The organism is Rhizobium sp. NLR16a, from assembly GCF_017948245.1.
Taxonomy (GTDB): Bacteria; Pseudomonadota; Alphaproteobacteria; order Rhizobiales; family Rhizobiaceae; genus Rhizobium.
In genome coordinates this window covers 556,001-569,580 of record NZ_CP072865.1, presented here as the reverse complement: position 1 = coordinate 569,580, position 13,580 = coordinate 556,001, and the positions used below count along the sequence as shown (strand labels likewise).

Below are 13,580 nucleotides of genomic sequence, written 5' to 3'. Positions count from 1 at the left end.
CCATTGAACCTACGACCGGCCTGCATACGGGAGCCCTTGATGACACTTTCTACTCGAATTGCGCCGCACCTTCCTTATCTGCGTCGCTATTCCCGCGCCCTTACCGGCACTCAGACTTCAGGTGACGCTTACGTCGCCGCCGTTCTCGAAGCCATTATAGCCGACCTGTCGATCTTTCCGGATACCCCAAATGACCGGGTCGCGCTTTACAAACTGTTCACGCAACTGTTTGGTTCCACTGCGGTCCAGATTCCAGAGCCGACCTCCCCTTATGCATGGGAACAGCGCGCCACGCTCAACCTGTCCAAGGTTTCGCCGGGCGCTCGTCAGGCCTTCCTGCTCGCTTCAGTGGAGAATTTCCGCGTTGCAGAAATCGCGGAAATCCTCGAACTCGATGAACAGGATGTCATGCAGTTGCTCGACAAGGCCTCGCAGGAAATCTCCCGTCAGGTCGCAACCGACATCATGATCATCGAGGATGAACCGCTGATCGCCATGGATATAGAGCAAATGGTCGAAAGCCTCGGCCATCGCGTCACCGGCATTGCCCGCACGCATGCCGAAGCCGTAGCGCTCTACAACAAGACGAAGCCGAGCATGGTGCTCGCCGACATCCAGCTTGCCGACGGCAGTTCCGGCATCGACGCGGTCAACGACATCCTCAAGACGTCGAGCGTGCCGGTGATCTTCATCACCGCGTTCCCGGAACGGCTTCTGACGGGTGAGCGCCCCGAACCCACTTTCCTCGTGACCAAACCGTTCAACCCCGACATGGTCAAGGCCCTGATCAGCCAAGCGCTTTTCTTCAATGAATCGACCAAGGTAGCCGCCTGAGACGCAATTTTCCGGTTCTCGGAACCAAACCGCCGAGACAGGCGTTCCCGTGCTACCGGGGTGCCCCGATGACTTTAACGGTTTTTGCAGCGCTTTATTCTAGAGTTGGCAGGCGGTTTCTGGCGGGGCGTTCCGTTCAGCGACGCTCCGAGATGTCACAAGGAAAGGCGGCCGAGTGAATACGACTGAACCATTGTCGGGCACGCCTTTCACCTTCGAAGGCAAAGCCGCAATGATGGAGCGGGCGCTCGGCAGCGCCGGGATTTCGATCCTCTGCCAGGACGCCCGGCTTTCAATCTTCTACGCCGAAAATCTGCCGCCGCATTTCGCAGCGCTTTTGATGCCCGGCGGCAGTGATGCCGCCCTTTTCGGCGATGTCCATGGGCAATATCTGACGGCGCTGAAACGCAAGGTGCTGGAGACCGGCATTCCCAACAATGCCGAGGTCGAAATCGATGTCGACGGCGAAATGCGTACCTATGAATTGAAGATCCAACGCACTGGCGACCGCAGCACGCTTGGACTTCTGTCCGTGATGACGGAGGTCACTGAGAGCCGGCATCGCGAAAAAGTGCTGAAATCGCTGCTGCGTGAGCTATCGCACCGTTCGAAGAACCTTCTCGCCATCATTCAGGGCATTGCGACCCAAACAGCGCGCAACACGCTCTCGCTAGACAGCTTCCTCCTCAAGTTCCGCGGCAGGCTGCAATCGCTTTCCAATTCCCAGGACCTCGTCACGGATTCAAGCTGGCGGGGCGCCTATCTCTTCGAGCTCGCTGAAAAACAGTTCGCTCCTTACTGGCCGGAGACATCAGGCTCCATGCCGATCTACGGCATCAATGCCCATCTGACGCCGAATGCCGCCGTGCATCTCGGCCTCGCCCTCCACGAGCTCATTGTCAACTCCGCTTCCTACGGGGCAATATCAGGCGGCGCCGCCTCAATCACGTTGAACTGCCGCGAGGCGATGATCAACGACAGGAAGGCAATCGAGATCGCCTGGGCCGAAGTGCTGCAGGATCAGTCGGAGGTCCATGAATTCAGCGACAACAGCTTCGGCCGCACCGTGCTGGAGCGTGTCGTGCCCTCGTCTGTCAACGGCAAAGCGGAATTGAGCCTTGTGCCCGGCCGCATCGAATATCGGCTGACCATTCCGGAAACCGAATTCGAGATCTTCAAGCGTGTGTGATAGCCGGAAACGACAGGCCTGTCAGCAACAGAAAAACAGCCGGTGCGAGGGCGGCGCACCGGCTGTCTTCACTCACCGGGAGGGGACCGTGAGTACGTCCGGATAGTGGGTTGGGGGCGCGCATGTTGGGTCGATGCGATCACCATCCGGATATCGCGATAACGGCGAAGCCAGGATTTGGTTCCCTCGCATTCGAAAAAAATCGTCCTTTTTTAATCTTTTTTCTGATGCTCTTCCCTCGCCGCATCTTCAGATAAATCATCGGTCAAAACTGAAGAAATTAAACGTTAAAAAACAGCGATTTACCGGCACCCTCTCCAGGAGGATCCGTCAAAATTTTACCGTTTGATAAATTTTTAAACCTGAGTTACGCTTTCCCTCACAGGCCGTTTACCAATAATGAGGGAACTTCAATGGAACGACTGGAAACCGGGATTCATGCTGGCCGGCTTTCGCCCGCCGAGTATGACGCTAATTTTTCCGATCTGCATCCGCGCCTCGACAATCATGAGGCGCTGGTCGCCGCCGACCGCTGTTATTTCTGTTATGACGCGCCGTGTATGACGGCCTGTCCCACCTCGATCGACATTCCGCTCTTCATTCGCCAGATTTCGACCGGCAATGCGCTCGGCTCGGCAAAGACGATCTTCGACCAGAACATCCTCGGCGGCATGTGCGCCCGCGTCTGTCCCACCGAAGAGTTGTGCGAGCAGGCCTGCGTGCGCAATACGGCCGAGGAACGGCCCGTCGAAATCGGCCGCCTGCAGCGTTATGCGACCGATGCCGCCATGCAGGCCGGCAAACAGTTTTATATCAGGGCAGAGGCGAGCGGCAAAAGGATTGCCGTCGTCGGCGCCGGCCCGGCAGGCCTTGCCGCCGCACATCGCCTGGCCGTGAAGGGTCATTCCGTCACGATTTACGACGGCAGGGAAAAATCCGGCGGCCTCAACGAATACGGCATCGCCACCTATAAAACAGTAGACGATTTCGCCCAGCGGGAAGTCGATTACATCATGTCGATCGGCGGCATCGAGGTTAAGCAAGGCGCCCTCCTCGGCCGCGATTTTTCGCTTTCCGATCTGCAGGCGCAATATGACGCCGTCTTCCTCGGCATCGGCCTTGCCGGCGTCAACGCCCTGCGCATTGAGGGCGAAAACCTAGCCGGCGTCGACGACGCCGTCGATTTCATCGCCGCCCTTCGCCAGGCTGACGACAAGAGCGACATTGCCATCGGCCGCCGGGTCGTCGTGCTCGGCGGCGGGATGACGGCGATCGACGCTGCCGTGCAGGCAAAGCTGCTCGGCGCCGAGGAAGTGACGATCTGTTATCGCCGTGGCAAGGAGCACATGAACGCCTCGGAATACGAGCAGGATCTGGCCAGTTCCAAGGGCGTCATCATCCGCCACTGGCTGGCGCCGAAATCGATCCTGTCGCAGGACGGCAAAGTTGCCGCGATCGAAGTGGAATATACCAAAATCCTCGAAGGCCGCCTCGTCGGCACCGGCGAGACCGGCGTGATTGCCGCCGACCAGATCTTCAAGGCGATCGGCCAGACCTTTGATGCCGCGGGCCTCGGTTCGCTGCGCATGGAGTCCGGCCGCATTGCCGTCGACGCCGAAGGCCGCACCTCGCTCGACGGCGTCTGGGCCGGCGGCGACTGCGTCTTTGGCGGCGAGGATCTCACGGTTTCCGCCGTCGCCCACGGCCGCGACGCGGCTGAATCCATCCATCGCGCCCTCTCCGCAACAGCCGTTCCGGCTGTCGCGGTTGCTTGAAGGGGAGAATGAACAATGGCTGATCTCCGCAACAATTTCGTCGGCATCAAATCCCCGAACCCGTTCTGGCTGGCCTCCGCGCCGCCGACCGACAAGGCCTATAACGTCGAGCGCGCCTTCAAGGCCGGTTGGGGCGGCGTGGTCTGGAAGACGCTCGGCGAGGAAGGCCCGCCCGTCGTCAACGTCAACGGCCCCCGCTATGGCGCGATCTTTGGCGCCGACCGCCGCCTGCTGGGACTCAACAATATCGAGCTCATCACCGACCGCGACCTCTACACCAACCTGCGTGAGATGAAGCAGGTGAAGATGAACTGGCCGGATCGGGCGCTGATCGCCTCGATCATGGTGCCCTGCGAGGAACAGGCCTGGAAGGCGATCCTGCCGCTGGTCGAAGAGACCGGCGCCGACGGTATCGAACTCAATTTCGGCTGTCCGCACGGCATGTCGGAGCGCGGCATGGGCTCGGCCGTCGGCCAGGTGCCGGAATATATCGAGATGGTCGTGCGCTGGTGCAAGCAGTACACCCGCATGCCCGTCATCACCAAACTGACGCCCAATATCACCGATATCCGCCGTCCCGCCCGCGCCGCCAAGGCCGGCGGCACCGACGCCGTTTCGCTGATCAATACGATCAACTCGATTGTGTCAGTCGATCTCGACAACTTCGCCCCCAACCCGACGGTCGGTGGCAAGGGCAGCCATGGCGGTTATTGCGGCCCGGCGGTCAAGCCGATCGCCCTCAACATGGTGGCCGAGATCGCCCGTGATCCGGAAACCTATGGCCTGCCCATCTCCGGCATCGGCGGCATCACTACCTGGCGGGACGCAGCCGAATTCCTCGTTCTCGGCGCCGGCAACGTCCAGGTCTGCACCGCGGCGATGACCTATGGCTTCAAGATCGTGCAGGAGATGATAACGGGTCTCTCCGACTGGATGGACGAAAAGGGCCATCGTAGCCTCGACGACATTACCGGCCGCGCCGTGCCCAACGTCACCGATTGGCAATATCTGAACCTCAACTATGTCGCCAAGGCGAAGATCGACCAGGACGCCTGCATCAAATGCGGCCGCTGCCATATCGCCTGCGAGGACACCTCGCACCAGGCAATTACCAATGTCGTCAACGGTCTGCGTCATTTCGAGGTAATCGAAGAGGAATGCGTCGGGTGCAATCTCTGCGTCAACGTCTGCCCGGTCGAGAACTGCATCACCATGGAACCGCTTGCTGCCGGTACCCTCGACAAGCGCACCGGCCGCGTCGTCGATCCGAACTACGCCAATTGGACGACCCACCCGAATAATCCGATGGCCCGCCAAGCGGCGGAGTGACTGCTTCGCGACGCCGCGGACAAGTTCGGTCCGCGGCGTTGCGCTGTATTGCAAATGCGGATTTTGGGCCTGATGGGCGGCCCCGAAAGGTGGCGGAAAGCAATTCTGGGAACATCATGAGGCTGCCGAAGTTAGCGCAGGCGATCTCCACGAGAGAGCCATGCACGACCACTCAAACAGCGAAAAGTCGAAACCGGTGTCCCCCAGTTCGAGCCGACGCCTCCCGATCGGAGCGGAGGTTGATGCTGGCGGCGTTTCGTTCCGACTATGGGCCCCTGCCAGAGAACGCTGTTTCGCCGTCATCGAGGAAAATTCCGAATACGAGATGCCGGCGGAGGACGACGGCTACTTCTGCCTCTATCTGCCCGGCCTGGCTGCAGGGACGCGATACCGGTTTCACTTTGGGGATGCAGGTTATCTTCTTGCCGATCCTGCCTCGCGTTTTCAGCCGAAGGGTCCATCCGGGCCGTCAGTTGTCGTGGATCCGGCGCAGTATCAGTGGAATGACCACGATTGGCAGGGAATCCGCGCCTCCGGAGCTGCTCTCTATGAGATGCACATCGGCACCTTCACAAGGGACGGCACCTTTGCGGCAGCCCGGGAAAAACTGGCAAGACTTCGGTCGATTGGCATCAACTGCCTGGAAGTAATGCCGATCAACGAGTTTGAAGGCGAGTTCGGCTGGGGTTACGACGGCACGTTGCTCTATGCTCCCACCCGGCTCTATGGACCACCGGATGATGTGCGCGCCTTCGTCGACGAAGCCCACCGGATCGGCATGGGGGTGATCCTCGACGTGGTCTACAATCACTTCGGTAAAGGCGAGCGTTTTTGCGAATTCACACCAGACTATTTCACCGAGCGTTACTCGAACGAATGGGGCAAGTCGATCAACTTCGATGGTGCGAACAGCCGTGGCGTTCGCGAATATGTCGCAAAGAACGCGGCCTATTGGATCGACGAATTTCATTTTGATGGATTGCGCATCGATGCAACGCAGGCCTTGTTCGACTCAAGCCGCGAACACATCGTCACGGTCATCGCCAGGGAAGCTCGCGCAGCAGCGAGACAGCGTCAAATCTATCTCGTCAGCGAAAATGAGCCGCAACAAACCAATATGGTGCGGCCGGCTGAGGTGGGAGGGCATGGGCTGGACGCCTTGTGGAATGAGGATTTCCACCGCTCCGCGACAGTGGCGCTGACGGGCCGCAATGAAGCCTATTATCATGATCATCGCGGTACGGCTCAGGAACTCGTTTCTGCCGCCAAGTATGGCTGCCTGTTTCAGGGACAAAGATATGATTGGCAGGATCGGCCGCGGGGAGCCGCCGGGCTCGACCTCAAACCGTGGAATTTCGTACATTTTCTCCAAAATCACGATCAGGTCGCCAACTCCGGCATAGGAGCCAGAATCGGCCACATAACGTCTCCGGCACGACTTCGAGCCCTGACGGCGCTCCAGTTGCTGGGGCCGCAGACGCCCATGCTCTTTCAGGGACAGGAGTTTGGTTCCTCTTCTCCGTTCTATTATTTCGCCGATCACGACGGAGAAATTGCCGACATCGTACGGCAGGGACGGCGTAGTTTTATCAGCCAATTCCCGAACCTGAGGGATGAAGAACTCATTAGACACATGGCTGATCCATGTGCTCGCGCGACGTTCGACAAGGTGAAGCTTGATTGGGCCGAATGGGAGAGGAACGCGGCGATCGTTCAGCTTCATCGCGACCTGCTGAATCTGCGTCAGACAGATAAGGCATTTTCTCGCCAGGCGTGCGCCCGTGACGGCCAGTTGGACGGCAGTCTCTTGTCCAGCACCGCCTTCCTCCTGAGGTTCTTCGCGGAAAAACCGTCTGATGAGAGATTATTGCTGATCAACTTCGGCAATGATCTCGTGGTCGACAGTCTGCCGGATCCGCTTTTTGCTTCACCGCAAGGTCATCAATGGTGTCTCTCGTGGTCGAGTGAAGATCCCTCATATGGTGGCAGCGGACGCCGGCCCTATGATTTCCAGAAGCGTTGGGTCTTGAACGGAGATATCGCTTTGGTCCTCGCACCTGTAAAAGTCGGGAACCGGCGAAACGCCTCAGGAGTACCCGTGAAGGGCTGGCAAGCCGGCATTTCGCGAGCAGAAGACGCCGGCCTGATCCAATACCTCGCATAACCGTCCCATGAAGCGGGGCTTATCGGCAGCTGCGCTTCATAGGCCAGTTCAGGTGGCGCCGCCGATCCTCTCAGACCCCCTGCGCGTTTCCAGGTCGTGGGCGTATGGTCCCGCATGTCCACCGGTTCTCATGAAGTGCTTATCAATTTCGGCGATGATCGCTTCAGCCCTTTCTCCGGCATTTAATCGGATCAGAGCGTCCAGTTTCGCTTCCGCGCGGTCATCATTTTCCTTCGAAGACGGAGATCCGATGTAGAGAAAGTAGGCAAGACCGACGACCTGCCAGAGCAGTTGCAGGAATTCGGACTGCCAATTTTCAAAGGTGTCTCTGCCCATCTCCATGAGATAGGCATCGATATCAGCGGCTTGACCGTGGCTCTGCTGCTCCCCGACAAAAGCAAACCAGCCAAATAACCAATGGCCGGCGAGCGAAAACAGAAAGAAGCCGACGGCGATCCAGGCGTAGGCGTATTTCTTGAACATGATACCTCCTTTGGACAGGCAACTGGTGCGCAGAGTGCGAGAGCAGCCGCATTTGAGGTCCTCATCAGCTGATCCTGGCCTGTCTTTCACGTTCCCCCGGAATGAGAGATGCAGCAGCCGTCGCCCCCGGACCTGAAAGCGGGCAGCACCTCATGTCGATGATTTCGCGCTGATTGCGCCCGACGTTGTGGATGTGGATCACCGCGTCCTCATACCAGCTGCTGATACGGTTCGGCACCGCGACGGTCTCCCGTTAATCTCTCTTGCACACCTTCTAACGGTCCCGGAAGGAGGGGTTCCAGGTCCACCGAGGCCGCGGGAAACCGGATGAAGGTCCGGCCCGGTGGAACCCGCGGGCGTCATCGGTGTTCTCCCAAGATCCCAAACAAGTAGGAAAGCCTCCGATGGATCAGTCCACGACATCGCTGGGAGGTCCCGTGCGATCGCCTCTCCAACCGAAATGGTGGCATACGGCAACTGTCTACCAAGTCTATCCGCGCAGCTTCTGCGACTCGAACGGAGATGGCATCGGCGATCTTCCCGGCGTCACCGCAAAGCTCGATTACCTGAAGAAACTCGGGATCGACATCATCTGGCTGTCGCCGATCTACAAGTCGCCGATGGACGACAATGGTTACGACATATCCGACTATCGGGACATCGCCCTCGAGTTTGGCACGCTCGCAGATTTCGACCAGTTGGTGGCTGAGGCGAAAGACCAGGGGATCGGCATCATGCTCGACCTCGTCGTCAACCACACCTCCGACGAGCATCCGTGGTTTCTTCAATCCCGCCAAGACCTCGACAACCCATTCCGCGACTTCTACATCTGGCGCAAGCCCGCCCCAGACGGAGGACCGCCAAACAGATTAAAATCCTCCTTCGGCGGGCCGGCATGGACGCTCGATCCCGCCACCGGCGAATACTACCTGCACATGTTTTCCCGCCGCCAGCCGGACCTCAATTGGGAGATCGACGGGGTACGGGCGGAAATCTATGACATGATGAACTGGTGGCTCGAGCGCGGCATTGCCGGCTTCCGCATGGATGTCATCGACTATATCGGCAAGCAGGTGGATCAGGAACTCGTCAAGGACGGACCACATCTGCACGATTATCTGCAGGAGATGAATGCCAGGACCTTCGGCAACAGCGATATCCTGACCGTCGGCGAAGCCTGGAGCGCCACGCCGGCGCGGCCCTTCTCTATTCCGGGCGTGAACGCCGGGAACTGTCGATGATCTTCCAGTTCGAGCACGTCACCCAGCAATGGGACGCGGTCTATGGCAAATGGCGCCCGAAGCCGTTCGACCTCGTGAATCTCAAGACCGTGCTCAGCAAGTGGCAGCTTGCTCTATCCGAAGATGGGTGGAATTCGCTCTTCTGGGGCAATCACGATTTGCCGCGCGCCGTTTCGCGCTACGGCAATGTCAGCGGCTATCACGTCGAGTCGGCGAAGATGCTGGCGACCGTGTTGCATCTCCTGAAAGGCACGCCTTTCGTCTATCGGGGCGAGGAGATCGGCATGACGAACGTCCCCTTCACCTCGATCGAACAGTATCGCGATATCGAAACCATCAACATGCACAGGCTGCACGTGGAGGCCGGCCTTTCACCGCAGGAATTCATCCGCGGAGCAAACGAGAACGGCCGCGATAACGCCCGCACACCGATGCAATGGAGTGCTGCCCCCTATGGCGGCTTTTCCACAGGCGCCCCCTGGATCGAGGTCAATCCCAATTACCCGAAGGTCAACGCCGAAGCCGCCATCAAGGACGAAAAGTCGATCTGGAACCATTATCGCAAGCTGATCGCTCTCCGGAAAACCCACCCTGCCATTGTCTATGGGGAGTACCGGTCCTGGCTCGACCAACACCCCGATGTCTTCGTGTATACCCGCACGCTCGACAGGAGCTGGATCATTGTCGTCGCCAATTTCACGCCGCGGGAAATTGCGGTAAGTCTGCCGACAGAGCTGGCGATCCATGGAGAATGCCTGATCTGCAATTATGAACCGGTGCACACGATCGGCGAAACCGTTGAGCTCAAGCCGTACGAAACCTTCGCGATAGAATGTAAGTGAAGCTCTCGGACCAGCCTGTTAAACAACCGACGGGTTGACGGCTTTCGGCGATATCGAACGCGTTGAAAAGTTGGACCCTATGTCGGGATAACGCGCTCAGCCGCCAAATGACTTCCGATAGGCATTCGGGCTCGTGCCCAGCCGCTTGCGGAAGTGGTGCCGCATCGTCGCCAAGGTGCCGAAGCCGCTGGATATCGCGATGTCGTCGAGCGATACGGCAAGCTCTCTTTCAAGAAGGTCGCGCGCATGGCGCAGCCGCTCCTTCAGCAGCCATTCGCCGACGCTGAGACCTGTCGTCGCTTCGAAGCGGCGCTGGAAAGTGCGAACGCTCATGCCAGCCCTTTTGGCGAGCAGACTGATCGGCTGCTCCACGGCAAGGCTTTGACGCATCCATTCGATCAGCGGGCTGAGGCGTATGCCCTCACGTTCCTGCGGAATCGGCGCGCCGATGAACTGTGCCTGCCCACCTTCGCGGTGCGGCGGCACGATGAGGCGGCGGGCGACGCTGTTTGCCGCCTCCGAGCCGAAATCGCCGCGCACGACATGCAGGCAGAGATCGATGCCGGCCGCGCTGCCGGCCGCTGTCAGCAGGCTGCCCTCATCGATGTAGAGTACATCCGCGTCGAGCGTGATGTCAGGATAACGCGCTGCGATCGTGGCGACATAGCGCCAATGCGTTGTAGCCCTGCGGTTGGCAAGCAACCCGGACGCGGCAAGAACCGCAACTCCGGAACAGAGCGACATGATTCGCGCGCCGCGCTGGTGCGCTGCCTTGAGAGCGGCGGAAAGCGGTTCCGGCACCGGCGCATCGATTGACCGCCAGCCGGGCACGACGATCAGGTCCGCCGCATCGAGCACTTCCAGCCCCTTGTCGACCGCGACCGTCAATCCGCCGGCGGCGCGAAGCGGCCCCGGCTCGATACCGCAGACGGAGAAGCGATACCACCCCTCGCCCATCTCGGGACGCGGCAGGCCGAAGACCTCATAGGCTATCCCGAATTCGAAGGTGCAGAGCCCGTCATAGGCAAGTACGGCGACCAGCGGTCCGTTCCGCCGCGGAGATGTGTTTGGCATGATCTTTACGCTGACAGTCATGTTGGCCAATTTCGCAAATCTCTAGCATCGGCGATACCAGGCGGCAATTCCAACTAGAAGGAAAAACAAATGCCGAGTTCCGTCTCCGAAATCCCCGCTGCCGCACCCGATCTTGCTGTCGCCCACTATGCCGCCAAGCTCGCCTTCGAAACCGACTGCTCGGATGTCCGCGCTGCCTTTACCGCCGGCAAGGTCGATTTCGTTCTCCTCGACGTGCGCTCGCCGGCGCTGTTTGCGCAGTCGCATGTGCCTGGCGCGGTTAACCTGCCGCACGGCAAGATGACCGCCCACCGCATGTCGGGATGGGCCAGCGATACGCTCTTCGTCGTCTATTGCGCCGGTCCTCACTGCAACGGCGCCGACAAGGCCGCTTTCCGCCTCGCCAAGCTCGGCCTCCGGGCCAAGCTGATGATCGGCGGCATGACCGGCTGGGCCGACGAGGGCTTCGCCTTCGAAAGCCAAGCCGCCGCTGCCGAATAGGGTATCGCTCCCCTTCGCGATGCGAGGGGAGCGCATCTCTCAAAACTTAATGACGATCTTGCCGAAGGGACCTCGATAGAGATGATCGAGCGCCTGCGGCAGCTCCTCGAAGCCATAATGCCTGTCGATAACAGGCTTCAGCCTGATCTGGTCGACGGCGCGCACCAGATCCTCCAGCGCCCTGCGGTGACCGACCGTAATTCCCTGCATGACGGGCGCCTTGAGAAGCAGCGGCGCCACCGGCGCCGAGATCTCGAAACCCTCGAAGACGCCGATCACCGAAATGCGTCCGTTAACCGCCACAGCCTTCAGCGCCTGGCCGAGATGCGGTCCGCCGACGATTTCGAGCACGTGGTCGGCGCCGTAATCGCCGGTCAGTCGATGGAACTGCTCCACCCAGTCGCGCTCATGCCGGTTGATCAGGTGATCGGCGCCAAGCGCCAGCGCCCGGTCGAGCTTTTCGCTGCTGCCCGATGTGATGAAGACCTCGGCGCCATGTGCCTTGGCAATCTGCAGGCCGAAGAGCGCCACGCCGCCGGTTCCCTGTACCAGCACTTTGTCGCCGGCCTTGAGCTTGCCGCATTCGATCAGCGCGAACCATGCCGTCAACCCGGCGCAGGGCAGCGTGCTCGCTTCGGCGGCATCGAGCGTTTTCGGCGCAAGTGTGAACCACTCTTCGGAAAACACGGTGTGTTCGCTCAGCACGCCGGGATAGAAGCCGCCGCGCGTCTGGTAAGGCGGATTGCGCGCAGTGCCCGGCCCGCGTCCGTCGATCCAATCCGGGGAAAAGGTGGAGATAACTCGATCGCCGGGTTTGAAGCGTGTGACATCCGGGCCGACGGCCTCGACCTCGCCTGCCATGTCCGAGGCCGGTACGAAGGGAAACTGCAGCGGCAGTCCCATGCCGCTCTCGAGCACCAGCCTGTCGCGGAAATTGAGGGAGACCGCCTGCGTCCGCACCCGGATCATCGTGCCGGACACGTCGGGAATTCTCGCTTCACCAATCTTCAGATTGGCCTCCGCCCCAATAGCGTCGGTTTGCCACTGCCTTGTCGTCTGCATCTTTCTGCTCCTTCTCGATTGGAGGAGTAGCAGATATATCGTTGAATATTGATCGCCTGTTGCGATATAAAATCGTCAAACTGGTGCCGCAAAGGAAACAACGATGGAGCAGTTGAAGGGGATTTCGATCTTCGTCCAGACGGTCGAAGCCGGCGGATTCTCCGCCGCCGCCGAACGGCTTCACCTCACCCGCTCGGCAGTCAGCAAGACAATCGCAAGGCTCGAACAGCGACTCGGCGTCCGGCTCTTCAACCGCACGACCCGGACCCAGAGTCTCACCGACGAGGGCCGGTTCTTCTATGAGCGGTGCCTGAGAGCCATCGAGGAAATCCGGATCGGTGAGGCCCAGCTTGAGTCGGGCAGGCGCGAGGTCCGCGGCAGGCTGCGGGTATCGATGCCGGCACTGTTCGGGCGCCATTGCGCCGCGCCGATCCTGACCCGCCTGCTCGATGACCACCCCGATCTCGAACTGGACTTATCCTTCAGCGATCGGGTCGTCGATCTCTCGGAGGACGGCTTCGACCTTGCCGTCCGCAACGGTCCTCTGAAGGACAATCCCGACCTGATGGCGCGCACGATCGCCCGGCAAACAATGACGGTCTGCGCCTCGCCCGCTTATCTCGAAACCTATGGCGTGCCGCAAACGCTCGACGATCTCGCCCGTCATCATGGTATCGTCTATCGCAGGGGTGATAATGACAAGGCCTGGACCTTCCCGGCTCCGGCCGGGCCCCCACGCGAAGTTCTGCCGACATCGCGGTTACGGCTCGACGATCTCGCCTCGATCGCAGACGCCGCGGTTGAAGGCCGCGGGCTTGCCTGGCTGACCTGCTGGCTGGTGCGGGACAGGGTCCTCTCAGGTGAACTCGTGCGGGTTCTGACCGATACGCCATCCACCATATTTGAAGCCTATGCCGTCTGGCCGCGATCGCCGGTGATGCTGCCGAAAGTGCGTCTTGCCATCGATACGCTGGCCGCGGAACTGCCGGCGATCATGAGCTGAATCTCACCAAATCGAGCCGGAGGCGAAGCCCATGTTTTTCTATAGGTTTCTCTGGAAATGCCGAGACGCTGCAATATATCGCT

10 protein-coding genes and 1 pseudogene are annotated in these 13,580 nt (G+C 59.9%); 8 read left to right on the top strand and 3 right to left on the bottom strand.

Annotated elements, in window-relative coordinates; translation table 11 throughout:
* Positions 1–39 precede the first annotated feature (39 nt).
* The 5 genes from J7U39_RS02535 to treZ all read left to right on the top strand — a co-directional run bounded on the left by J7U39_RS02535 (position 40) and on the right by treZ (position 7,291).
* On the top strand, positions 40–834 hold the full coding sequence (locus tag J7U39_RS02535; protein WP_210630163.1) for a response regulator: 795 nt from the start codon (positions 40–42) through the stop codon (positions 832–834).
* 193 nt (positions 835–1,027) lie between these two features.
* Positions 1,028–2,023, top strand: coding sequence for a sensor histidine kinase (locus tag J7U39_RS02530; RefSeq protein WP_210631574.1), 996 nt, complete (start codon positions 1,028–1,030; stop codon positions 2,021–2,023).
* A 413-nt stretch (positions 2,024–2,436) separates the two neighbouring features.
* A complete protein-coding gene (locus tag J7U39_RS02525; RefSeq protein ID WP_210630162.1) occupies positions 2,437–3,798 on the top strand; it encodes an NAD(P)-dependent oxidoreductase in 1,362 nt (453 codons plus the stop codon).
* Positions 3,799–3,813: 15 nt separating this feature from the next.
* A complete protein-coding gene (gene preA / locus J7U39_RS02520; protein WP_210630160.1) occupies positions 3,814–5,127 on the top strand; it encodes an NAD-dependent dihydropyrimidine dehydrogenase subunit PreA in 1,314 nt (437 codons plus the stop codon).
* Positions 5,128–5,287: 160 nt separating this feature from the next.
* Complete coding sequence (gene treZ / locus J7U39_RS02515) at positions 5,288–7,291, top strand: malto-oligosyltrehalose trehalohydrolase (RefSeq protein WP_210630158.1); 2,004 nt, start codon at positions 5,288–5,290, stop codon at positions 7,289–7,291.
* Between the two features lie 48 nt (positions 7,292–7,339).
* On the opposite strand, the gene J7U39_RS02510 is transcribed toward treZ, so the two are convergent.
* The gene (locus tag J7U39_RS02510) at positions 7,340–7,774 is read right to left on the bottom strand and encodes a DUF6766 family protein (protein WP_210630157.1); all 435 of its coding nucleotides are present in this window, start codon (positions 7,772–7,774) and stop codon (positions 7,340–7,342) included.
* 404 nt (positions 7,775–8,178) lie between these two features.
* Here J7U39_RS02510 and J7U39_RS02505 point away from each other — a divergent pair.
* A pseudogene (locus J7U39_RS02505) lies at positions 8,179–9,857 on the top strand (alpha-glucosidase).
* A 96-nt stretch (positions 9,858–9,953) separates the two neighbouring features.
* On the opposite strand, the gene ftrA reads toward J7U39_RS02505, so the two are convergent.
* Positions 9,954–10,952, bottom strand: coding sequence for a transcriptional regulator FtrA (gene ftrA / locus J7U39_RS02500; RefSeq protein ID WP_210630155.1), 999 nt, complete (start codon positions 10,950–10,952; stop codon positions 9,954–9,956).
* 69 nt (positions 10,953–11,021) lie between these two features.
* Between ftrA and J7U39_RS02495 the strand changes: the two genes are divergently transcribed.
* Positions 11,022–11,432 carry a rhodanese-like domain-containing protein gene (locus J7U39_RS02495; protein WP_210630153.1) on the top strand — a complete coding sequence of 137 codons (411 nt, stop codon included), beginning with the start codon at positions 11,022–11,024 and terminating at the stop codon, positions 11,430–11,432.
* 39 nt (positions 11,433–11,471) lie between these two features.
* Here J7U39_RS02495 and J7U39_RS02490 read toward each other — a convergent pair whose 3' ends face one another.
* On the bottom strand, positions 11,472–12,494 hold the full coding sequence (locus J7U39_RS02490; protein WP_210630151.1) for an NAD(P)-dependent alcohol dehydrogenase: 1,023 nt from the start codon (positions 12,492–12,494) through the stop codon (positions 11,472–11,474).
* Positions 12,495–12,597: 103 nt separating this feature from the next.
* Between J7U39_RS02490 and J7U39_RS02485 the strand changes: the two genes are divergently transcribed.
* The gene (locus J7U39_RS02485) at positions 12,598–13,497 is read left to right on the top strand and encodes a LysR family transcriptional regulator (protein WP_210630149.1); all 900 of its coding nucleotides are present in this window, start codon (positions 12,598–12,600) and stop codon (positions 13,495–13,497) included.
* Positions 13,498–13,580 lie beyond the last annotated feature (83 nt).

Bases quoted from the DNA above. Each gene is read 5' to 3' on its own strand.
- J7U39_RS02495 (WP_210630153.1), top strand. From the start codon at position 11,022: ATGCCGAGTTCCGTCTCCGAAATCCCCGCTGCCGCACCCGATCTTGCT.
- J7U39_RS02535 (WP_210630163.1), top strand. From the start codon at position 40: ATGACACTTTCTACTCGAATTGCGCCGCACCTTCCTTATCTGCGTCGC.
- J7U39_RS02490 (WP_210630151.1), bottom strand. From the start codon at position 12,494: ATGCAGACGACAAGGCAGTGGCAAACCGACGCTATTGGGGCGGAGGCC.
- preA (WP_210630160.1), top strand. From the start codon at position 3,814: ATGGCTGATCTCCGCAACAATTTCGTCGGCATCAAATCCCCGAACCCG.
- treZ (WP_210630158.1), top strand. From the start codon at position 5,288: ATGCACGACCACTCAAACAGCGAAAAGTCGAAACCGGTGTCCCCCAGT.
- J7U39_RS02510 (WP_210630157.1), bottom strand. From the start codon at position 7,774: ATGTTCAAGAAATACGCCTACGCCTGGATCGCCGTCGGCTTCTTTCTG.
- ftrA (WP_210630155.1), bottom strand. From the start codon at position 10,952: ATGACTGTCAGCGTAAAGATCATGCCAAACACATCTCCGCGGCGGAAC.
- J7U39_RS02525 (WP_210630162.1), top strand. From the start codon at position 2,437: ATGGAACGACTGGAAACCGGGATTCATGCTGGCCGGCTTTCGCCCGCC.
- J7U39_RS02485 (WP_210630149.1), top strand. From the start codon at position 12,598: ATGGAGCAGTTGAAGGGGATTTCGATCTTCGTCCAGACGGTCGAAGCC.